At 38.0% G+C, this 22,345-nt stretch carries 21 protein-coding genes, 2 tRNA genes and 1 pseudogene; 13 read left to right on the top strand and 11 right to left on the bottom strand.

The window, feature by feature from the left end; all coding sequences use genetic code 11:
* Positions 1 to 166: 166 nt before the first annotated feature.
* From HMPREF2628_RS03725 to HMPREF2628_RS03690, 8 genes and pseudogenes are all read right to left on the bottom strand, one after another.
* Positions 167 to 826: an MIP/aquaporin family protein gene (locus HMPREF2628_RS03725; RefSeq protein WP_049551721.1), complete on the bottom strand. Its 660-nt coding sequence runs from the start codon at positions 824 to 826 to the stop codon at positions 167 to 169.
* A gap of 219 nt (positions 827 to 1,045) precedes the next feature.
* A pseudogene (locus HMPREF2628_RS11275) lies at positions 1,046 to 1,396 on the bottom strand (hypothetical protein); the annotation flags it as partial.
* Positions 1,397 to 3,947: 2,551 nt separating this feature from the next.
* The gene (gene pepF / locus HMPREF2628_RS03715) at positions 3,948 to 5,744 is read right to left on the bottom strand and encodes an oligoendopeptidase F (protein ID WP_070842377.1); all 1,797 of its coding nucleotides are present in this window, start codon (positions 5,742 to 5,744) and stop codon (positions 3,948 to 3,950) included.
* A gap of 10 nt (positions 5,745 to 5,754) precedes the next feature.
* Positions 5,755 to 6,498 (bottom strand): 16S rRNA (uracil(1498)-N(3))-methyltransferase, encoded by a 744-nt coding sequence (locus HMPREF2628_RS03710; RefSeq protein WP_070842376.1) that lies wholly within the window; start codon positions 6,496 to 6,498, stop codon positions 5,755 to 5,757.
* Between the two features lies 1 nt (position 6,499).
* A complete protein-coding gene (gene prmA, locus HMPREF2628_RS03705) occupies positions 6,500 to 7,450 on the bottom strand; it encodes a 50S ribosomal protein L11 methyltransferase (RefSeq protein WP_070842375.1) in 951 nt (316 codons plus the stop codon).
* On the bottom strand, positions 7,429 to 7,830 hold the full coding sequence (locus HMPREF2628_RS03700) for a hypothetical protein (RefSeq protein ID WP_070842374.1): 402 nt from the start codon (positions 7,828 to 7,830) through the stop codon (positions 7,429 to 7,431). The genes prmA and HMPREF2628_RS03700 overlap by 22 nt, the downstream gene beginning before the upstream one ends.
* Positions 7,827 to 8,255, bottom strand: coding sequence for an NUDIX hydrolase (locus HMPREF2628_RS03695; RefSeq protein WP_070842373.1), 429 nt, complete (start codon positions 8,253 to 8,255; stop codon positions 7,827 to 7,829). The genes HMPREF2628_RS03700 and HMPREF2628_RS03695 overlap by 4 nt, the downstream gene beginning before the upstream one ends.
* A 9-nt stretch (positions 8,256 to 8,264) precedes the next feature.
* Positions 8,265 to 8,735: a DUF3013 family protein gene (locus HMPREF2628_RS03690; RefSeq protein ID WP_000257122.1), complete on the bottom strand. Its 471-nt coding sequence runs from the start codon at positions 8,733 to 8,735 to the stop codon at positions 8,265 to 8,267.
* A gap of 115 nt (positions 8,736 to 8,850) precedes the next feature.
* On the opposite strand from HMPREF2628_RS03690, the gene HMPREF2628_RS03685 reads away from it, so the two are divergent.
* From HMPREF2628_RS03685 to HMPREF2628_RS03670, 4 genes are all read left to right on the top strand, one after another.
* Positions 8,851 to 10,122 (top strand): replication-associated recombination protein A, encoded by a 1,272-nt coding sequence (locus HMPREF2628_RS03685; RefSeq protein ID WP_070842372.1) that lies wholly within the window; start codon positions 8,851 to 8,853, stop codon positions 10,120 to 10,122.
* 264 nt (positions 10,123 to 10,386) lie between these two features.
* Positions 10,387 to 10,459 (top strand) — tRNA-Lys (locus HMPREF2628_RS03680).
* 351 nt (positions 10,460 to 10,810) lie between these two features.
* Positions 10,811 to 11,326 carry a DUF308 domain-containing protein gene (locus tag HMPREF2628_RS03675; protein ID WP_004261700.1) on the top strand — a complete coding sequence of 172 codons (516 nt, stop codon included), beginning with the start codon at positions 10,811 to 10,813 and terminating at the stop codon, positions 11,324 to 11,326.
* A 62-nt stretch (positions 11,327 to 11,388) separates the two neighbouring features.
* Positions 11,389 to 11,461: transfer RNA gene (locus HMPREF2628_RS03670), tRNA-Lys, on the top strand.
* 140 nt (positions 11,462 to 11,601) lie between these two features.
* On the opposite strand, the gene HMPREF2628_RS03665 is transcribed toward HMPREF2628_RS03670, so the two are convergent.
* Both HMPREF2628_RS03665 and HMPREF2628_RS03660 read right to left on the bottom strand, forming a co-directional pair.
* A complete protein-coding gene (locus tag HMPREF2628_RS03665; RefSeq protein ID WP_004256071.1) occupies positions 11,602 to 12,690 on the bottom strand; it encodes an AI-2E family transporter in 1,089 nt (362 codons plus the stop codon).
* 9 nt (positions 12,691 to 12,699) lie between these two features.
* A complete protein-coding gene (locus HMPREF2628_RS03660; protein ID WP_070842371.1) occupies positions 12,700 to 13,989 on the bottom strand; it encodes a hypothetical protein in 1,290 nt (429 codons plus the stop codon).
* A gap of 803 nt (positions 13,990 to 14,792) precedes the next feature.
* On the opposite strand from HMPREF2628_RS03660, the gene HMPREF2628_RS03655 reads away from it, so the two are divergent.
* The 4 genes from HMPREF2628_RS03655 to HMPREF2628_RS03640 all read left to right on the top strand — a co-directional run bounded on the left by HMPREF2628_RS03655 (position 14,793) and on the right by HMPREF2628_RS03640 (position 18,048).
* Positions 14,793 to 15,224: an Rrf2 family transcriptional regulator gene (locus HMPREF2628_RS03655; RefSeq protein WP_070842370.1), complete on the top strand. Its 432-nt coding sequence runs from the start codon at positions 14,793 to 14,795 to the stop codon at positions 15,222 to 15,224.
* Positions 15,225 to 15,316: 92 nt separating this feature from the next.
* Positions 15,317 to 16,321 (top strand): NADP-dependent oxidoreductase, encoded by a 1,005-nt coding sequence (locus HMPREF2628_RS03650; protein WP_070842369.1) that lies wholly within the window; start codon positions 15,317 to 15,319, stop codon positions 16,319 to 16,321.
* Positions 16,322 to 16,334: 13 nt separating this feature from the next.
* On the top strand, positions 16,335 to 17,171 hold the full coding sequence (locus tag HMPREF2628_RS03645; RefSeq protein WP_070842368.1) for an alpha/beta fold hydrolase: 837 nt from the start codon (positions 16,335 to 16,337) through the stop codon (positions 17,169 to 17,171).
* 1 nt (position 17,172) lies between these two features.
* A complete protein-coding gene (locus HMPREF2628_RS03640; RefSeq protein ID WP_070842367.1) occupies positions 17,173 to 18,048 on the top strand; it encodes an SDR family NAD(P)-dependent oxidoreductase in 876 nt (291 codons plus the stop codon).
* Positions 18,049 to 18,404: 356 nt separating this feature from the next.
* Here HMPREF2628_RS03640 and mgaSpn read toward each other — a convergent pair whose 3' ends face one another.
* Complete coding sequence (gene mgaSpn / locus HMPREF2628_RS03635) at positions 18,405 to 19,886, bottom strand: virulence factor transcriptional regulator MgaSpn (RefSeq protein WP_070842366.1); 1,482 nt, start codon at positions 19,884 to 19,886, stop codon at positions 18,405 to 18,407.
* Positions 19,887 to 20,261: 375 nt separating this feature from the next.
* Here mgaSpn and HMPREF2628_RS03630 point away from each other — a divergent pair, with 375 nt between their 5' ends.
* The 5 genes from HMPREF2628_RS03630 to HMPREF2628_RS03610 all read left to right on the top strand — a co-directional run bounded on the left by HMPREF2628_RS03630 (position 20,262) and on the right by HMPREF2628_RS03610 (position 22,211).
* On the top strand, positions 20,262 to 20,498 hold the full coding sequence (locus tag HMPREF2628_RS03630) for a GlsB/YeaQ/YmgE family stress response membrane protein (protein WP_025173204.1): 237 nt from the start codon (positions 20,262 to 20,264) through the stop codon (positions 20,496 to 20,498).
* A 76-nt stretch (positions 20,499 to 20,574) separates the two neighbouring features.
* Positions 20,575 to 21,147: an alkaline shock response membrane anchor protein AmaP gene (amaP, locus tag HMPREF2628_RS03625; RefSeq protein WP_000047596.1), complete on the top strand. Its 573-nt coding sequence runs from the start codon at positions 20,575 to 20,577 to the stop codon at positions 21,145 to 21,147.
* 11 nt (positions 21,148 to 21,158) lie between these two features.
* The gene (locus HMPREF2628_RS03620; RefSeq protein WP_000455064.1) at positions 21,159 to 21,329 is read left to right on the top strand and encodes a DUF2273 domain-containing protein; all 171 of its coding nucleotides are present in this window, start codon (positions 21,159 to 21,161) and stop codon (positions 21,327 to 21,329) included.
* 39 nt (positions 21,330 to 21,368) lie between these two features.
* Positions 21,369 to 21,977, top strand: coding sequence for an Asp23/Gls24 family envelope stress response protein (locus tag HMPREF2628_RS03615; protein WP_000064110.1), 609 nt, complete (start codon positions 21,369 to 21,371; stop codon positions 21,975 to 21,977).
* 30 nt (positions 21,978 to 22,007) lie between these two features.
* Positions 22,008 to 22,211 carry a CsbD family protein gene (locus HMPREF2628_RS03610; protein WP_000109960.1) on the top strand — a complete coding sequence of 68 codons (204 nt, stop codon included), beginning with the start codon at positions 22,008 to 22,010 and terminating at the stop codon, positions 22,209 to 22,211.
* Positions 22,212 to 22,345 lie beyond the last annotated feature (134 nt).

Here is a 22,345-nt window from a genome sequence, read left to right as displayed (position 1 = left end):
GCTCAAAGCACTGCTTTGAGGTTGTAGATAAGACCGACGAAGTCAGCTCAAAACACTGTTTTGAGGTTTCAGATGGAAGCTGACGTGGTTTTAAGAGATTTTCGAAAAGTATAATACGAAAAAGCCCTGTTCCTCATCATGAGGAGCAAGGCTTTTTGAGTTTCAATTATTCTTCTGTTCCAAGGAAGTTTTTCGCAACAAGGGCTGCAAGAACTCCACCAACGATTGGGGCAAGGATGAAAATCCAAACTTGTTGAAGGGCTGCGCCACCTACCAAGACAGCTGGTGCCAAGCTACGAGCTGGGTTTACTGAAAGCCCAGTAATGTTCAATCCCACAAGAATCATCGCCATCAAGGACAAACCGATTACCAAACCAGCAATCGCGCCATTCCCCTTGCTTGCTGATGTCACAGTCATGATAACCAAGACAAACAAGAAAGTTGCAATGACTTCAAACAAGAAACCACCAAAGACAGTGACACCGTTTGCCAAGGCATTTTCACCAAGACTATCAGTTGACATACCTGAGTTAGCCAAGAGGAAGAATACCGCGCCAGAAGCGATGAAGGCTCCAACAACTTGTCCAAGGATGTAGTTGACAAGGTCTTTTGATGACAAGCGTTTGTTTACAAACATAGCAATCGAAACAGCTGGGTTCAAGTGAGCCCCTGAAACAGTTCCGATTGAGAAAGCTGCAACCACGATTGCCAGACCAAAGGCAAAGGCAATCCCTAGGTGACCAAGGCCATTTCCAAAAACAACGGCTCCTGTTCCGATGAACACAAGCATGAACGTACCGATTAACTCAGCGACAAATTTTTTCATTCTCTTTCTCCTTTTTTCAAAACTAGATACTAGTCTATCAAAAGAGGGAAAGGGTTTCAAGAAAATTGATTGGAAATTTCGTATCAGTTGCAATACTGTTTTCAAAAATTGTATATTTTTAATGTATTGCAATTAGTTGTAAATCTCTATATTTGATGGTTATACTATACTGAATAAAATAGGAGTTTATATTAATCTTTTTAAAAAGCACAGAACTCTCTATTTAATCCATTCCCCATTGTAATTGACATGATATCCATCAGGTGTAGTTGTATTGACTGCTAAAGCACCAGAACTGTAAGCATAATACCATTTCCCTGAAACAGCGAACCATCCTGTTTGCATAGAGCCTGAGTTATTCAAATAGTACCATGAGCCACTTGATTTGACCCATCCTGTTTGCATATCCCCTGAACCACTGAGATAATACCACGAACTACCTGATTGAACCCATCCAGTCTGCATCCAGCCCGAGCGATCAAAATGATACCATTTTCCATTAATTAGTTCCCATCCATTGGATGTATAGGAACCATTGTTATGTCTATACCACCAACGACCAGATGATTGAATCCAACTTCCTTTGGAAGCAAGTCTTACTTTTAATGCTTCAGATACTTTGATGTATTCTTTCTTAGCATTTTCCTTTTTAACTTTTGCATTTTTTAGTTTAGCATTTGCATTTTCAAGTGCTTTTTTAAATTCCTCAAGCTTCTGTTTAGCGATCATCAAACTTTTTTTAGCTTCCTCGAGTTTTCTTGGAGCATTTTTAAGGACAAGAACATATTGTTGAGCTTTCAACAAATCGTTTTTGACATTAAGTAATGACTGTTCCGCATTCTTACTAGCATGAGATTTATTATTTTTGATTGCTTTCAATCGATTTAATTGAGATTCTTGCTTCGAAAGTTCAGATTTAGCAATATTTAACGCAGTTTGTTGTTTACTCAACTCAGATTGAGCAGATTTTAAAACGTTTAACTTAGACTGATTTTGTTTTGTTAAGTCTGCAAGACGTTTTTTAGTTTTATCCAGATTTTTTTGATCTGTATTCAATGTTGTTTTAGCAATTGTAAGATTTTTGTTTAGTGATGAAAGTTTATCCCTCATTAAAGTTTCTTCGTTTTTTTGTTTTCGATTGAAACTATCCAGAGCCTCTTTAGCTTTTGTATAAGCTGGATTTTTAGGATGTGTGATTTCATTCCAAACATAACGGAAAGTTGTCTTCGGTAAAAATTTTACACGTTTACCGTTAAAATAAAATTCACTATGGTCTGGATCACCATCTTTATTTTCTGCTCTGGCTAAAAAATATGAACTGCTTGGATTATAATAATAGGTCTTACCATTATAAACATAGCTTCTTTTTTCAGATGGGCTAATCACTGTTGGTAATGTATCATAAACACCTTTTGCTTCACTAATGAAAGTCATTACACCATAATTTCCAAAAGTTGTTTTTTTACTTGAAGATGCTCCAAGAGCAAATCCAGTCCCTGATGCAGCAAGCAAGGGAATTCTATGGCCATAGTTAAAAGTATTTGCTTCTTTCGGAGTTGATGCGCCATATAATGATGCATTACTATAATCATTAAAGTAAGATAGAAGCTCTTTATAAGCAAGTTCTTTTTCACTCAATCGACTCTTTTCTGGAACTGAACCAGCTGTAGCATTTTCTGTTGCATCCTTAAAACCAAAATCTTGATTTTTTAGTTTTGTATCATGTGACAGTTTATCATTTGCCACCATTTCATCTGCCCTAGCTTTTCCATATTTCAAAGCCTTTTCAGTCACAGATGGCACTGGAATATCAATGCCATTTATTCTCCGCAACTCGATTAAGTAGTTACGAACGTATTCAGAAACTTTCTTATAATCAACCACATGAGGAGTATGGATATCATCCTTAGATTTTACAACAATTGTTTCTGTTCTTTCACCACTAAAATTCACATCTTCGTTCGCAGCAACATAATTGGTCTTACCATCTCTTCCTACGAAAGTTTTTTCATCAAGTGGAGGAGTCTTAGACTCACTTTCACTAACAGAATTTGATTTAATCTCATGAGAAACCGTTACTGTATGGAACTCATCCCCAGCAGATTTTAAATTCTTTTCAAGAGTAGAACGTGTCTTATTTCCTCTTTCTATAAGCGCTTTTCGTTCTTGCTCTGTTTTTGATACTGAACTCGCTAAAGAACTTACTTTATTTTGGTTGGCTTTCACTTTCGCATCCAATTTCTCAGTTGCTTGTTGAATCTCGCGTAGTGTATTCCAATCAAAAGCTTTCTCTGCTTCTGTTACTTTATTTTGTGCTTTTTTTACATCAACTGCTCTCTGAGCAACTTGAGTTTTTACCTTATTAACAACTGTTTCTTGTTTTTCAACACTTGCTTGGGCTTGTTTCTCATCTTGTTTTGCCCCTGCCAACCTATCTTCAGTTTTCTTGACAGTTACTTGTTTGGCTACAAGATCCTTTTCTACATTTTTAATTTTTTCAGGACTAGCTTGTTTAGCAAATTTTTGTGCTTGTTTCAAAGCATCATCAGCTTTGTTCTTATTTGTCACAGTAGATGTATACTCTTGTTGCATTTTATCAACAAGCTTCTGAGCATTTTTTTCTTCCTCAATTGTTTGATTCAGTTTTATTTCCGCATTTTTTACATCAGATTCTGAAACGTCAGCATCCTTTTTAGTTTCTGATTGGTTAACAGTTGACTTAGTCGAATGTTTATTTACAACCTCATCAGCTTGTGCATGACCATTAAAAGCAGTTACCATTGCAGTTGCAACGCCCAAACCAATCAACACTTGTTCCTTTTTCATAAAATCACCCTTTCTTTAAAATATTTACCTTATCTATACAAATCATATTATTTATATTTTACAAATAATCTTCTCTAGCCATAAATAGATTCAATTTTCTTTATAGCTTGCTCTCTCAATTAAATACAATCTGATAGAAAATGAAGTAATTAACTATCAATACTAGTTCTATAGCAAGTTCAAATTTAACATCACGACCTTCAACGACATTTTTGAAAATAGCTATAGTTAAGCTAAATAGAATGACGCTTAACAAACTCATAAACATCATTCTAGAACAACCTTTCTATTCCCCTTACTCTCCCAACTGGGCACTATAGGCGATAATCTGATCAACTGTGTCAGACAAGAATTGGATGGTATCACGGAGTGGTTTATCTGTAGAGATATCTGCTCCGATAATCATAGCTGACTCAAGCGGTGTCTTGCTACCACCTGATTTAAGGAGTTTGAGCCAGTCTTCAGCTCCGGTTTCAGAGTTTTTAAGATGAAGGTAACCCGCAGTCGAGATGACTAGTCCTGCTGAGTAAGTGTAACTATACAAGCCCATGTAGTAGTGGGCTTGGCGCATCCAAGTCAAAGCTGCATCATCATCAATCTCAATGGCATCTCCCCAAAAATCTGTCAAAACTTCCTTCATAATGCTGTTGAGCTTGCTTGCTCCAAAGGTCTCCCCTTCTTCAATCAGTGTATAAACCTTGCGCTGGAAGGCTGCTTCTAATAGGTGAGTGATAAAATTATGGAAATATGTATCTGTCAAACGGTGAGCCAAAGCGAAGCGTTTTTGACGTGGGTCGTCAGATTGGTGCTCCAAGTAGTCACTGAGGAGTAATTCATTGAAGGTTGACGGTGCTTCAACATAGTAGGTCGACATGTGGGCATTAAAGTAGCTTTGGTGATTGTCTGAAAAGATGAATTGACCAGAATGCCCGATTTCATGAATCAAGGTATAGACATCGCTCAAACGGCCTGTCCAGCTCATGAGAACATAAGGATGCACGCGATATGGATCCGCCGCATAACCGCCGGAATCCTTGCCACTGTTAGCAGCAAAGTCCACCCAGCGCTCTTCTTGATAGCGAGCAACTTCCTGACAATATTCTTGCCCCAAAGGTTCTACCGACTTCATAACCAAATCATAGGCATCGTCGATACTTACCTCAGGATTCAGAGCGCTGTCCAAGTCCAATTTCCAGTCTGCAAAGGTCATCTTTTCAAGACCATTTACCTTGGCAACATGCTTGAGATATCTCTGAGCAACGGGCGCAAAATCCTTCATGATGAGGTCAATCTGACGATCAAACATAGCACGGTCCACTTCTTGCTCAGCTAGAAGATAATCAAAGACTGAGTCGTAGCCCTTCATATCTGCCAGTAGTTTTTCAGACTTGACTTGGGCTAGATAGGCTGCTGCAGCCGTATTTTGGTGCTTACGAAGACCTTCTGAGAAGGAACGGAAAGATTTCTCACGAACCTCAGCATCCTCATGGTTTTGGTAGAAGTTCTCATAAGTCACAAAGCTGTTTTTGTAGGTCTTGCCATGGGCTTCAAAGTCAGCCATTTCAAAATCCCCAGCTCGCATCTTAGTGTAAATATCCTGCGGACTGTAGAAAACTTCACCGAGATTGGTCAAGGCCTTCTCCACATCTGCTCCAAGATAGTGGGCTTTTTTGATTTTGGCCTGACGAATGGCAGCTGTTAAATGTGGCAATTTACCCAAACGATCCAAGACTTCCTCGTCTGCTGCCACCAGGGCATCGTCAAAGAAGGTCAAGGCTACGCTAGCATCTGTTTCAAATTCCATCCCAGCTTGGGCAATGTTGGCAAATTCTTCATTGCTATAGTCTGTCGTCTGAGGCATAAAGCCATAGTTACCAATATGGCTCATCTGAATGTAAATTTGTTCCAATTCCGCAAAGGCCTTCTCAAAATCCTCAAAAGTATGAAGATTGCCCTTGTAATCACGGCTAAATTGGTTGATGTCTTCGCGAGCTTTCTCGATTGCACGTAAGAAATCCTCACGGTCTTGGTATAGGGCTGTTAAATCCCAAAGTTCCTTCTCTGGAAATTCTGAACGGTGTTTTTGTTCCATTTTCTTCCTCTTATTTCTCTAATTCTAATAAAACACTAAGGGCTGATAAAGCGTAAAGCGGTGCTGTTTCTGCTCGCAAAATGCGAGGGCCAAGTCCTGCCAATACTGCTCCCTTAGCTTCAAAACTTTCGATTTCTGCAGGTGAGAGACCACCTTCTGGACCAAAGATAAAGAGCAATTTGTATCCTTTCTCGAGTCCAGTAACTGCTTGTAAAAGCGCAGCGCTTTCTCCTTCTTTAGCTGATTCTTCATAGGCCACTACGATAGAGTCAAACTGGTCAAGTTGGGCTAGGAAGTCTGCTTTATTCTCGAAAAGCTGGATACTTGGGATACGATTTCGCTTGCTTTGTTCTGCTGCTCCAAGGGCAATTTTTTCTAGTTTTTCAACCTTTTTACCCAATTTTTTGCCATCCCATTTGGCGACCGACCAATCAGCAGGAAATGCCCAGATTTGGTTAGCACCCAGTTCTGTCACTTTTTGAGTGATAAACTCCAGCTTGTCTCCCTTAGGAAAGCCAGATGCGATAGTTACTTGGACAGGCAGTTCCACATTGTCATCTAGTTCTTCTACCAATTCAAACTGACGAGCTTCCACATCCCGCACACGCGCCAATCGCTTAATGCCATCATCAAAGACTAAGGTAACCTCATCATCTTCTTTCAAGCGCATAACCTGAAACATATGCTTGCTGGTTTCCTTGTCCTCGATGGTGACAGGAGAGATAGCACTGCCTTTGACAAAATACTGCTGCATACTAGCCTCCAATCACACCAGAGATATCCTTGGTCTTCTTGAAAACACAGGCATTCCATTCCCCTTGAATCATATGAGTTTCAAGGAAAAATCCAGCTGACTCAGCCGACTGACGCACCATGTCCCACTTGTCCTTGATAATGCCACTCATGATGAGGTAGCCTTCGTCCTTAACCAAACGATAGGCATCGTCTGTCAGATGAATGAGGATATCCGCTAAGATATTTGCCACGATGACATCTGCCTCAATCTCAACACCCTTAAGCAAGTCTCCTGCTGCTACATGGATGTTTTCCATACCAGGGTTTAGCTCGATATTTTCCTGAGCCACACGAACCGCCACATCATCTAGGTCATAGGCAAAGATTTCCTTAGCACCAAGCAGCGAGCTAGCAATAGAGAGAACCCCTGAACCAGTCCCCACATCTAGCACTGTTTCCCCACCACGAAGAACCTGCTCCAAGGCAAAGAGGCTCATCTTAGTAGTTGGATGGGTTCCCGTACCAAAAGCCATACCTGGATCTAGCTTGATAATCTTCTCTCCCGCAGTCGCCTCATAGTCTGTCCAAGACGGCACGATGGTCAAATCATGAGTAATACGAGCAGGTTCATAGTATTTCTTCCAGTTGTCTGCCCAGTCTTCCTCAGCCAAGGCAGTTGTCCCCATCTTGACTTCTCCCAAGTCCATAAAATCAGTTAATTCTGCTAAGCGGGCCTGTAAATCTGCTTCAACCACTGCTACATCAACCGTGTCAGGGTAGTAGGCTGTCACAACGATTTCTTCTTGCTGCTCAACCTCTGGGAAAATCTCACCGAAGCGGTCAACATTTCCTACATAGTCCATGCTGTCTTCAATCGCAACACCTTGCGCTCCTAGCTCAATCAAGAGATTGGAGACCAGCTCCTCTCCCTCACGCTTCACTGTAACTTTTAATTCTTGCCATGTTTCCATTTTGTATTTTCCTTATTCTTCTTAAATTCTTCAATCACATCTGTATAGTGTTCTTTCATTGCGCTATGAATCTGCTGTTTAAAAATACCAAACATAAGATAATAAACAAATAGAACAATTCCTGAAAGCAGTAGCAAAAATAAAAAATGTACTGAAAGGGGCAGTACGAGACCTTCACCACTTAGTAAGGGTATAACAAGCATTAATACCCAAATAACAGCCGTAGAAATCCCAGCTACTTTCATACCACTTTCTCTCTGCTTCTTTAACTTTAAATATTCCATATAAATGAATGTAGCTTCTTCCCTAGAATATTGTCCAGTTTCTAGCTTACGCTTAACTTCTTTATTCAACGTGGTTGTTGCAATTGCAAAAATCATTTTACTTCCTCCAAATAATCCCTCAATCTACCCTGCAACTGCGGAACTACTTGACTGGATGTCAAAAATTCCTCAATGTTCATCAGTTTATAGGCTTGCCCTTCATCTCCAAATACGATACTGTCAAATTGGTCCTGAGCCAACTTGCCAACTAGAAATACAGATTGTTTATCCGCAAAAAGCATACTTGGATAAACCTTACTCCAAAGCAGACAATATTCAGTTAGATGAATGCTCAGTTCTTCATAAACTTCACGCGCTACACACTCAAAAGGACTTTCATCGTCTTCACGTCCACCACCGGGCAGTTCCCACATATTGGGCCAGGGAATGTTTGCCTTATCATCACGTAAGATAGTCAAGAGCTTGTCCCCACAAAACAAAGCAATCTTGCAGCCTGTGAAATCAGAAATCTCTATTTCCATGTCAAACTCCTAGTATCTCGGATAAGGATAAAATTCTCCCTCTTCCAAGCCAACTTTTCCTTCTTCAAAGACTTCTTGGTTCCATTCCATGACAAATTCTTCTGCTTCCGGGTCTTCCAAAAAGTCCATAAGCGCATCCAACCCAACCTCAGCAGTATCTTTGAGGAATAGCGCAAAATAAGCTAAAAACTCACGAGAAAATCCTTTTTTAGGCAGATAAGGGATGACAGTCAGATAATCTTCTTCATTGACTGTTGACTTAGCAGGATTGTAAAAAAGCACTGCTTCCTCAAAGAGAATGTCATCTGACGAAACCTCTCCGTCTTCATCTACCATCTCCACACCTGCAGCGTTTTGCGCTTCCAATAGAAAACTCACTTCTACCGCGTGGTTGCGCTTGTCCCAGCTAATCTCAAAATCAAAGGGAAAGTTCTTCTCCAACTCTTCCTCTAAAACATCTAAAAATCCATATGTTGCCATTTTGTCCTCTTTCTATGCGACTCTTTAATCGCCCCGATTGCTCGGAAATGTGCTAAAATAGATACTACCATCTTACCACATATGTATCAGAAAATCCACGTTAGAAAGGACTGCTATGCCAGACAATCTCGCGCTTCGCATGCGCCCTAAAACCATCGATCAGATCATCGGTCAGGAACATCTGGTCGGGCCTGGAAAAATCATTCGCCGCATGGTGGAAGCCAACCGCCTGTCCTCCATGATTCTCTATGGCCCTCCGGGAATCGGCAAGACCAGTATTGCCTCAGCCATCGCTGGGACTACTAAGTATGCCTTTCGAACTTTCAATGCGACAGTTGATAGTAAAAAGCGACTGCAAGAAATCGCTGAGGAAGCAAAATTCTCTGGTGGTCTCGTCCTATTACTAGACGAGATTCATAGACTAGATAAAACCAAGCAAGACTTCCTCTTGCCTCTCTTGGAAAGTGGTCTGGTCATCATGATTGGGGCTACGACTGAAAATCCTTTCTTCTCTGTCACTCCTGCCATTCGCAGTCGTGTTCAAATTTTTGAGTTGGAACCTCTGTCTAACCAAGACGTCAAAGAGGCTCTTCAGATAGCTCTAAGTAACCCTGAACGTGGTTTTGATTTTCCAGTAAAACTAGATGAGGATGCGCTGTATTTTATCGCAACCTCTACAAACGGAGACCTTCGTTCTGCCTTTAACTCGCTGGACCTGGCTGTTCTTTCTACCCCTGAGAACGACGAGGGCATCCGCCATATCACCCTTGATATCATGGAAAATAGCCTCCAGAGGAGCTACATTACCATGGACAAGGATGGAGACGGTCACTATGACGTTCTATCTGCCCTGCAAAAGTCTATCCGTGGCTCAGATGTTGATGCCAGTCTTCACTATGCTGCCCGCTTGATTGAGGCTGGTGATTTGCCAAGTCTCGCTCGTCGTTTGACTGTTATCGCTTATGAAGATATCGGTTTGGCCAATCCTGAAGCCCAGATTCACACCGTGACTGCTCTGGATGCTGCACAAAGGATTGGATTCCCAGAAGCCCGCATTCTCATTGCCAATGTCGTGATTGATTTGGCCCTTTCTCCAAAATCCAACTCAGCCTATGTAGCTATGGATAAGGCACTTGCCGACCTCAAAACATCAGGGCACTTGCCTATTCCGCGACACCTGCGTGATGGGCACTACAGTGGAAGCAAGGAACTGGGGAATGCCCAAGACTATCTCTATCCACACAACTATCCTGGAAATTGGGTCAAGCAAGACTATCTACCAGAAAAAATTCGTAATCATCACTATTTCCAAGCAGAAGATACTGGTAAATATGAACGGGCTTTGGCTCAAAGAAAGGAAGCTATCGACCGTTTGCGAAAAATCTGAAATCCTTTTCAAAAAATTGCACTTTCCTCTTGATTTTTTTTGAAAAAGTGGTATTATATAAACATAGAAACGCTGTGGTGTACGACTTCACACTTAAGTGTTGACCGACTATTTTTTGTATTATTAGGGAAACAAAAGTCTTCTAACAGCATGTAGGCCGTCTCACACGGAAACAGCTTCAGTTAGAGCGAGTTGCCCACCTGCTTAATTGCGCGGGTTCAATACAAACCGTGAAGTTTCGGCACCAATACAGCTTTTTTCTTTGCCTCCTTAGCTCAGCTGGCAGAGCAGCGGACTCTTAATCCGTGGGTCACAGGTTCGATCCCTGTAGGGGGCATCTAAATACAACAGGAAAAGCCTTGATAACCAAGGCTTTTTTGCTTATCTATAACTGATTTGCCTCATCATTTGCCCCACTTTTAAATCTATCTTTTCTTTTTGAACCAAATTACATCTTAACAAATAGTGTAAAGCCAGTTACTTTTGCTTTGATGCCATACAATATTTTCATGTAGAGAAGACAAATTTTATCTTCTCTTTTTATTTTCAAAATAATAAAAACTGATTTTCTTTTCATAAATCAGACTGAAACTTCCAAATTTTCCATTTTGTTTATTGATATTTCCTCTAAAAAGGTGTATAATATTTTTATTATCAAACTATACTATACTATATAGGGGGTATTGAAATGAAATTTTCTAATCGTTTATCGCTATTCCTTGCAGGAGTTATTTTTGTCCTTTTAGCACTCTTCCTATTTACAAACCCAGTAGCTAATCTTGTTGCTTACAGCTGGTGGATTGCATTTGGTTTACTGGTTTCTTCTATAGCAGCTATTTTAGGCTATTTCTCTGTACCAAAAGAGCTTCGCTCACCAGCTCATCTTTTCCAAGGGATTGTTAATCTTCTCTTAGCTCTTTACCTCGTTGCCTATGGCTTTGTGACGCTGCCAGTTGTCATTCCAACTATTTTAGGAATTTGGTTAATTGTAGAAGCCATTATAGCTTTCTTTAAAGGCAATCGTCTGGGATTGATTTTCCCTATTATTGGCAACCATATCATGTGGATAGCGTTGCTTGCATTTTTACTAGGTCTAGTGATTTTGTTCAATCCAGTAGCTACAAGTGTCTTTGTCGTTTATGTCGTTGCCTTTGCATTTTTAATTGTTGGTTTCACCTATATCCTTGATGCCTTTCGTAAATAATCTAGCTGCCATTTTGGGCATATTAAAATAGCTGGGAAGTTACATTCTCAGCTTTTTCTGTTGCCTCCTTAGCTCAGTTGGTAGAGCAGTAGACTCTTAAGCTATGGGGCGCAGGTTCGAGCCCTGCAGGGGGCACATCTAAATCAACAGAAATAAGCCTTGAAACCAAGGCTTTTTTTAACGTCTAATAGCTTTTTGTAGAAAAGTATTTAAAAATAAAAGAGAAGAGAATCTCTCACTCTCTTCTCAGTATATCTTATTAAATTTAGTTTTTCTTAATCTAGCTGATTTTCCTTTGCAACGACAAATTCCTTAACCAATCGATAGATAACAGCAAATATCGGTGTAAAGAATATCATCCCAAGTAAGCCAAAGAGATTGCCTCCAATACTAGCAGCCGCAAGCGTGAAAATAGCTGGCAAACCAATAGACTGACCTACAACTCTAGGATAAATAAGGTTTCCTTCAATCAGCTGTATAACTTGATATAGAAGAAGAGAAAGTAAGGCTTGAGTAGGACTCACTGTGAAGATAAAAATCGCTCCCACAACACAAGCAATCATAGGCCCTACATAAGGAATGAACGATAGCACTCCTGCAAAGATACCTGTCATTACTCCATAGGGTATCCCAAACACGCTGTAACCAACCGCTATCATAACTCCTATGATAACTGCTTCAATCAGCTGACTCATCAAAAATTGGTCATAAGTCTCTAGTGCTACTTGTCCAATGTAAGTCAACTTTATCACCACCTTCTCTGGAAGAAAAACTTTTAGAAGTCGACTCGTCATCGCTGCCAAATGTTCCTTACTGGATAAAAATAAAAAGGTGAAGACTATAATCAAAAAGGCATTCATCAAACTTGAAAAAATATTGCCGATATTACTAGTCAGGCCTGATAAAAAACCTATCAAAGCTTGGCTAATAGAACTAGATTGTCCCTGTATGCCTGATACGATAGTTGACAACATGTCTTTGGTTACAAATTCCGAGCTGCCTAGCAATTTCCCAAGTTGAGTAAGGACTGTTGAAAGGACTGTTCCCAGCTGACTAATAGTCTGGGCTAGGGTTGGCAGCACCAAAACCAAAAGAGCAATCACGATTAAGATAAGAGCTAGGAAAACAAGTACCATGGCAATCGGACGACGCAACTCTGCCTTTACCTTCAATTTAACTAAGTACTGTTCAATTTTTTTCATAGGAACATTAAGCACAAAAGCAATAACAGCACCATAAATCAAGGTTGATATTACATCAAAGAGAGAGATTGCTCCTGATATAAAGCTCGATGCATTCAGAATTACAAGAGCAACCAGCCCTATAAAAAGTATTAACGGGGTGTATTTTTTTACTAAGTTCATAAATTCTCCTTAATAAACATGTTTAGATACGACTATACTATTTGGTTTTTCAAACTCTCGATTAAGGTAGGCTTGGTAAGTTCCTGGAGCGATAAATCCTTTGGGTGAGAGGATATCGGTGCCAGCCTGACCGACTATGGTATCAGCCAAGAGCACACAGTTTGTAGATAAGACAAAGTAGGATTTAAACTTAGATTTGATAAATTTATAAAGTTCCCCATCTGTCTCATGTCTGATTTTATAAGCGTAGGTGTAGTCTTCCTTACCATCACCTGTCATGATTTTATCTGCACTTGGCTCCCATGGAATCGTCAGTTGTTTCAATTCAGCCAACTTTTTCTGAACTGCTTTTTCCATTTCAGGCGTCAAATCTATCCCATAACCAAAAAGCGTTTTTTGACTCTCACGTTTACATAGGTCAATGTACTTGTCACGATCACAGAAATATAAGACACCATCTCCTACCATGCCAAATAAGGTCTCAGAAGACGGATCATAGTTGCCATAAGAAATAACACGGCCTTGATAGCAGATATCCACATGACCAATTGCCGAAAACAGAGAGGTCTCAGCTGTATGAACAAAAATTTCAAGCTCCGCTGTCTTACCAGACTTCACCATTCCAAGATGGATATCCTCTCTCTCATCAGCATTTTCCTGCATGAATTTGTTGATTTTTGCTAAAGTTCTTGCAGGGATGAGAGCGGCTAGGACAATAGGTAAGCTAATTCTAATACGACGTTTGAGATGGTTTTTCCCAATTTCCCCTTCAAATAAGAAACCGTCACGGATATTGGACAGACCATAAAGGAAAAAATAAGCCCCTAATACAAAGAGTTGAAAGACAGAATTTCCTGTAGAGGACAAAAGACTAGTCCCACCAAGAAAAACTAGTACGAGTCCATCTAGTAAGAGACGAAAACGAGGTCGAATTTTGTTTTTGCGGTAGAGAACATAGGTGACAAGGTTAATACTAGCATGAAAAATCTGATAAACTCCAATCACAAGAGCCAAAATATAAATCGGCACATCCGTCGCAAGATTGGAGCCAAGCAAATATCCCAGCACTAACAATTTAACCAGTGCAACTCCCAAGGTGTCCGTTGACTGACTTTTTTTGAAAATACGTAATACTAAATCTAAGACCGTTGCTATCCAAGCTAAAAACAGAACCAGTCGAATAACCTTTACTGGCAACCAAGTCCCCGTGACCATCAAGATGAGACCTAGCAGAACAAACAAGAACCCCTGAGCAAGTAATTTCTTACCTGTCAGACCTAAAGATAGAATTTTCCCCATATAAAAACCTTTCAACAATAAAAATTAAACACTCCGATTAAACTGACTAGTAAATAGCCAACACTACAAACAGCCTGTGCCAGCAACATATGGTGACTAGAAATGACTGTAGTAATGTCACCATCTTGTCTTATGCACTTCTAAAATTTGTTATATTGATTAGAAGCCAGAGCTTATAAAAACTAGCTAAACTCGAGAGATAGACACAATTGCGACGAAAAAATGTATAACCAATTCAACTTGTTAAGGTAAGAAAGCATTATTTCCAATCTATTAATTATTCATCTATTACCTATTATGACACAATATTCCCTATAGTTCAACTTTTTACTTGTTTTTATATTACACGGACTAAAAAGTTTTCAACAGTTGATTGCATGTGTTTTAATAAGTTTTAACCTTTCTTGGTTAGATAAAAAAAGAACCATACAGTTTAGAATCTGTATGGTTTTTGCCCCACTTTTGTCCCATTTTTAAATCATGACATTGAAAATACCTAAAATCACTTATATTTCAATATTTTTAATTGCTCTCAATATGAAAGTCCTTTCCAAATCCCTGTAGGGGGCATCTAAATACAACAGGAAAAAGCCTTGATTTACAAGGCATTTTTGTGTATCTGTTCTACTTTTGGTCAACTAATGGATATCAACGGTATAATTTTATGAACACCCTTCCCAGACAGCTCTAATCTGATTGCACTCAAAATTTTTTAAAATTTAAAACAAAAGACTTGCTTTTCTTTTAATTTATGTTATACTTGTTCTTGTATCTGATACAAGTTTATTAAGAGAGGGATTCATATGGATACAAAATTCTCAGTTGCTTTGCATATCTTAACAATGATTAATGAAAGCAAGGAAACATTAAGTTCTCAAGCACTAGCTATTAGTGTTGGGACTAACGCTAGTTATATTCGAAAGGTGATTTCCTTATTGAAAAATGCAAATTTGATTCATTCCCAGCAAGGAAAAACAGGCTATCAACTCAGTAAGCCTCCAAAGAAAATGACTTTACTAGAGATCTACTATGCTACTCAAGAAATCAATCACATCAGTTTATTTCCTGTTCATCAAAATAGCAATCCAGATTGTCCCGTTGGAAAACATATCCAAGGAGCAGTTTCACCGCTTTTCGCTAGTGCCGAATCTCAATTAGAGAAGGAATTAGCAAATCAAACTTTAGAAGATGTCATTGACAATCTATATAAACAAGCCAAACAAGTCCGAAACTGATTTGGTAGCAAGTCAGTTTTTACTAAAAACAACATGAACTTGTATTAGATACAAGTATATACAATCGTATTAAAAAAGAAAAGAGAAATCACATGAAAGCCGCACAACATACTACTTATAACAAAAATAATATCACACTAAACATCACAGAAATCGCTAAGCCAAGTATTACAGACAAACAAGTCTTGGTGAAAGTATCCGCAGCTGGGGTTAATCCTCTCGATAACATGATCTCTCGTGGTGAGGTTAAGATGATTGTTCCTTACAAACTTCCTCAAACTGCAGGTAACGAAGTGGTTGGAATCGTTGAAAGCATTGGCAAGAAAGTTAACAACTTTCTGGTAGGAGATCGTGTCTTTGGCCGTCTGCCACTTGATCATATCGGAGCCTTTGCAGAATACGTAGCTGTCGATAGCCAAGCCTTAGCCAAAGTTCCAGACTATCTATCAGACGAGGAAGCCGCTGCTGTTCCTCTTACTGCCTTGACTATCATGCAGGCTCTTGACCTCATGGGCGCTCAAGCTGGGAAAACGATCTTTATTTCTGGTGGTACTGGAGGAGTTGGTGGAATGGCCATTCCGATTGCCAAGGCCAAAGGATTAAAAGTCATCACCAATGGAGCTGGAGATAGTGCTGAGCGTGTATTGAACCTCGGAGCAGATAGATTTATCGATTACAAAACAGAGGATTATACAAAAACTGTTAGCCAGGTTGATTATGTCCTAGATACTCTCGGTGGAGCTGAAACTGAAAAACAAATGTCTATCATGAAAAAAGGTGGTCATCTTGTTTCACTTCGTGCCATGCCAAACGGTGCCTTTGCCAAACGAATGAATCTACCAAAATGGAAACAGATTATTCTTGGCTTAGCAGGTCGCAAATTTGATAAGATGGCTGACAAATACGGTGTTCACTACCATTTTATCTTTGTAGAAAGCAATGGTGCTCAATTACAAGAGGTAGCTCACCTCTTTAGTAAATTAGAAATCAAACCCTCTATCGATACAGTTTATCCATTTGAAGAGGTAAATAGTGCCTTAGACAAAGTCGCTAATGGTCGCTCACGTGGAAAAACAGTCCTCAGCTTTAAGAAATAAAAAGGAAAACACAATGTCATATCTTACTACAAAAAATCAATACATCACAGTCGACGGGAACAAAATCGCTTATCGCGAACTCAGTAAAGGAAAATCAAAACTACCTCTTCTGATGCTGGTCCATTTGGCAGCAACCCTCGACAATTGGGATCCTAAACTCTTAGACCTGATTGCTGAAAAACACCATGTCATTGTAGTCGATCTTCCTGGTGTTGGAGCCAGTCAAGGCAAAGTTGCTTCGACGATTCCTGGAATGGCTAAGCAGACAATTGACTTTGTAAAAGCGCTTGGTTACGATAAAATCAATCTCCTTGGCCTTTCTATGGGAGGTATGATTGCCCAAGAAATCATCAGAATAAATCCTAATCTAGTCAATCGTTTAATCTTGGCTGGAACAGGACCTCGAGGTGGAAAAGAGGTCGATAAGGTCACAGGGAAAACCTTTAACTATATGTTTAAAGCGGGACTCGAGCGCATCGATCCTAAACGCTATATCTTCTATAATCATGATGAACAAGGGAAAATTAAAGCTTTGAAAGTCCTAGGACGAATGGGGATGAGAACAGAGGAATTTGCGGATAAAGACATGAAGGTACCGGGATTTTTGACCCAGCTCAAAGCCATTAAACGTTGGGGAAAAGATTCGCAGGACGACCTTCAATTCATCACCCAACCAACCTTAATCGTCAACGGGGATAAGGATATGCAAGTTCCAACGGAAAATTCTTATGACATGCATGAGAAAATAAAAGATAGTAAGCTCATCATCTATCCAAATGCTGGTCACGGTTCGATCTTCCAATATGCAGAGGAGTTTTCAAAAGAACTCATTGCTTTCTTGGAGGACTAATATGGTCAAAACCATTCTGATTACAGGTGCTACTGACGGTATTGGTAAACATTTGACAAAGAAATTGGCCAGTGAAGGCCATCATGTCATCCTCCATGGTCGAAATCCTCAAAAACTTGAGCTGGCGCTTCAAGAGGTTCGTTCAGTCTCCTTGAGAGGCAGAGTTTCTAGCTACTTGGCAGATTTTTCAAAATTAGACGATGTTTATCGATTTGTAGAGGAAATCAAGCGAGACTTTCAAAGTATTGATGTCTTGTTTAACAATGCAGGCCTGTATGCTGGAAAAGAACGAAAAGCGAGTGCTGAAAATGTCGAGTTAACCTTTATGTTATCTGTTCTGGTTCCCTATATTTTAACAACTGAGTTAAGTACCTTGTTAGAAACAGCGCCTGACGGTCGTGTTATCAATACTTCTTCCTATATGCATCATTTTGCTAAGGTCAAGGATTTAGACTTTGGATTTGAGAACAACTATAATCCCGGATTGGCCTATAATAATTCCAAACTATATACCATTTGGATGACACGTTATCTAGCCAGAGAATTCTTTCTAAAAGGTTCAAACATCACTGTAAATTCCTACCATCCTGGCTTAATTTCAACTAGCTTAGGGAATGATTCCAGCGATGAAAAGACGAAAAAGTCTCTCTTTGGACGTTTGATGAAGTCTCTTTCAAAAAATCTAGATGAGGGGATTGAAACAGGCTACTACCTTACATTATCAGAAGAAATCACTGGTTTGACTGGCTACTACTTTGATGAGAAGAAAGTAAAATCTGTATCTGAAAAAGGCTATACTTTTGAGAAGGCTCGAGATTTAATCAATTACTGTAATGATAAAATTGAGTTGTTTCAAAATAAGTCCACAATATCTTAACTTTATTATGACTCGACTATCAAGAAAAAGATGATATCAAAACTTATCTATTTTCTATATCCTAAATAATTTGCCCTACTTGTGCCACGTTTTGAAATAATCACATTTAAAATTACTACAAGTATCTACTGAAAATCACTTATATTTCAACATTTTTGATTAGTTTCAATATGAAAATACCATCCAATTTCATACAGGGAGCATCTAAACAACAGGAAAAAGCCTTGATTCCAAAGCTTTTTGCTTATGCTAAACCAAAACATGACAAGTTTTTTAGGATATTCTGAGTCTAATATAGATGAAATTCTTTTCATATAACAAAAAACGCTATATAGCGTTCTTTTTGTTATTCTGAATTACTCGTCTAATCGAATAAACATCATGGCATTTAACAAAGATATGAGTGAGACCGTGTTTATATTATTTGAATAGATCAGTCTCTTATTTTCAATCGGAGGAATAATAGAATTAGAAATGATGATATCATAAGGCGATTCTTCTAAAGATTCCTTTGATAATTCTAATTCAGTCCAAACTTCAAGTTCAAAATTGTTGCTGCAATAATAAGAAAGTGTCTCTGCAACGGATTTTGCATGATGCTGATCAAAATTACTCATAACCAGAACCTTCAGCTTTGGCTGATTTTGTAGTAGATTAAGCACCAAATGTTTGGTATGAGTGATGAAGGTATAAGATAGATGATTTACCATCATTGAACTAGAACAAACTTCAAGAGTCTCTAAATAATGAGAAAGCTCTTTTTTTACATCTGAAACAAATTTAGGAAAAATATTTTGAAAATTCCTGATTGTATTCCCTTTTTGATCAAATAAAATAAACTCAGTGGACAACTCTTGACGATACAGATGTGCGGTATTATGCAGATGCCAAATCAGATTATCCTTATTCTCAATCTCAATCTGATACTTGGCTGAAATCTGATCAATAAAATCACTCAATAGATGGTAAGATTTTTCAACATAGCTATCCTTTTTTACGCATTTTATAAAGAGACTTTCATCTATGAAAAACATTTTTTGAAAGTAAGACACAAATAATTGGCAAACAACTTCTTCATCTAAAGAGATATTGTATTCTGATTCAAAACTCTGAGCAACACCTTCTATTCCTTCTGCCTGCATTAAAAAATCCAAACTTTGATCGTTAAAAGAGTCTTTATCTACTTCCGTGAAATGACCAAACTTTATTCTATATAGGTTCGTAACTAGGAGCAACTTTAGCATTCTATGCGTTGACAAATTCATTGGAAAGCTTGTTTCCTTATAAACCAATTCTAACAATTGAGATAGGGGCTCTGATGAAAAATTTTCAAATGGCCATTCTAGGAAATAATATTTTTCTGAAAAATATTGTGCAAAAAAGTAACGAATGTCTCTCTCATTTCCAATGATTTGAACAGGGGTCAGACTGATTTCAAATTGAAATTGCTTTTTAATCACTTTATTGATTTGGCTAATAATACGATAGAGCGAAGATGAACTGATATAAAATTCTTTACAAATACTCTCAGCTTGACAACCTTCATTAAAGAAGATAAATTCTAAAATCGAAAAATGAGTTGAATGCTTAAAGAAATGATGGTAAACCATTTCAATATCGCTATCATCGGTATTAATAATGCGTATACCATTAGTAGAAGAATGAAAAATCAAGTCAGGAAAAGCAGATTTAACATGGGATAGATCATCTTTGACTGCACGTTCTGTACAATTTAGTAACTCTGCTAGTTCAGAACGATGAAACCATCGTTTATGTTCAAATAATAATTCTAATAATTCTAATTGCCTATGACTTTTTTTAGATAATAAATCTCTCATGAATGTCTTTCTCTCTTTATAAATTATCGGATTTCACCTCTTGCAATTATACCACAAAGAATAGGTATAGCATGCTGTAACGACTTTTACTAAGATCCTTTATTTCGTATAATAACACTACGGAGGCAATATATAAACAATTTTCTTATTTTACCGTCTATTGAGGGCGTAAATACAGAATCAAATTCAAGTCGAAAGATTATATTTTTAATTTTAAAAATTATATAATAGCAACAATCAAAGAATTTGATTTTTTTATATTAAAATTACATAATAATCAAAATAATTGATTATTTTATATCAAAATTATATAATAGAGATAATCAAAGGAATTGATTTATTTTTTGATATTAAAATAAAAAAGGAGGGTAAGTAATATTGTGGTCAATCATTGCTGGAGGTCTTATTGGACTTGTAGCAGGTAGAATCACTAAAAAAGGGAGTTCTATGGGAATCGTCGCAAATGTATTCGCTGGTTTAGTCGGGTCATCTGTAGGACAATCCCTTTTAGGTAGTTGGGGCCTATCCATCGCTGGAATGGCTTTGATCCCATCTATTGCAGGAGCAGCAATTGTTGTTACTGTAGTATCATTCTTTACAGGTGAAAAATAATTACTTGTAGAATAAACTATTTTTAAATAGATTAGACGGGTAAAAATAGTTTAATGTTAAATCGAAAGGATTGTATATGTCAAAAACAAAGAAAATATTTTTCATTATTTTCTGTATTTTAATCTTGACAATTTTCCTTCCTGTTTTGATAGATTATCATCAAGTTAGTGATTTAGGCATTCAGCTATTTAGCTGGAGACAGAATCATTTCGTTGAATTTTATCTCTCTAGATATATATTCTGGGGGATAGTGGCTCTATCAACTTTAGTTTTGTTATCGATGTTAGTTGTGTTGTTTTATCCTAAACGTTATTTGGAAATTCAACTTGAAACTAAAAACGATACATTGAAATTAAAGAATTCAGCAATCGAAGGTTTTGTTAGAAGTTTGGTGAGTGATCATGGATTGATCAAGAACCCAACTGTTCATGTAAATTTACGAAAAAATAAATGTTTCGTTCATGTAGAAGGTAAAATTCTTCCTTCGGACAACATCGCTGACAGATGCCAACTAATTCAAAATGAAATAACTAATGGATTGAAGCAGTTTTTTGGTATTGAGCGTCAGGTTAAACTAGAAGTTCTAGTAAAAGACTACCAGCCTAAACCAAAACCTCAAAACAAAAAGACTGTTAGTCGTGTGAAGTAAGGAAGTAAAAAATGGAATGGCTTAAACAATATCGATATCCAATAATCGCAGGTCTCATAGGCGTATTTCTCGCTTGTTTGATTATCTCCTTTGGCTTCTTCAAAACAATATTTGTATTGATTTTAGGAGCACTGGGAGTTGCAGCTGGATTATATATCGAAAAAAACTATATAGATAAATAAAAAAAATAAAAATTACTAATTTAATTAAAGGAGTTTCATATGTCAAACGAAAAAAACATTAACACTAACGTAGAAAAGAAAGATGCTACTGCTGTAGCTCACGAAATCAAAGGGGAACTTACTTACGAAGATAAAGTTATCCAAAAAATCATTGGTCTGTCACTAGAAAACGTTTCAGGTCTTTTGGGAATCGACGGTGGTTTCTTCTCAAATCTTAAAGAAAAAATCGTTAACAGCGATGACGTAACAAGTGGTGTTAACGTAGAAGTTGGTAAAACACAAGTTGCAGTTGACTTAAACATTATTGCTGAGTACCAAAAAAATGTTCCAGCTTTATATTCAGAAATCAGAGAAATCGTATCTTCAGAAGTTGCTAAAATGACTGACTTGGAAGTTGTTGAAATCAACGTAAACGTTGTCGACATCAAAACTAAAGAACAACATGAAGCAGACTCAGTAAGCCTTCAAGATCGCGTATCTGACGTTGCTGAATCAACAGGAGAATTCGCTTCAGAACAATTCGAAAAAGCTAAATCTGGTCTTGGATCTGGTTTCTCAACTGTTCAAGAAAAAGTTAGTGAAGGTGTAGAAGCTGTTAAAGGTGCAGCAACTGGTGTAGTATCTCACGAAAAAACTCGTGTAAACTAAGATAAAATAAATATAACAGGAAAAATTATCATGTCAGTAGAAGAAAAATTAAATCAAGCTAAAGGTTCTATTAAAGAAGGTGTTGGAAAAGCCATCGGTGATGAAAAAATGGAAAAAGAAGGAACAGCTGAAAAAGTTGTTTCTAAAGTAAAAGAAGTTGCTGAAGATGCCAAAGACGCTGTAGAAGGTGCTATCGAAGGTGTTAAAAACATGTTGAGTGGCGACAATAAATAAGGCTAAAAGTTACTTTATCTTTTTAGTAACATTAGTCAAAAGAGTCTGAGTCAAGATGATTCTCAGAAAACAAAAAGCTAGAGATTTCCAATTGCGGAACTGTACTGCCCCCCAAAAGTTGGACAAATAATTAT

This window comes from Streptococcus sp. HMSC063B03 (assembly GCF_001836965.1).
Classification (GTDB): Bacteria; Bacillota; Bacilli; order Lactobacillales; family Streptococcaceae; genus Streptococcus; species Streptococcus pneumoniae_F.
The sequence above is the reverse complement of the archived record's forward strand: the minus strand, read 5'-3'. Positions and strand labels throughout refer to the sequence as shown.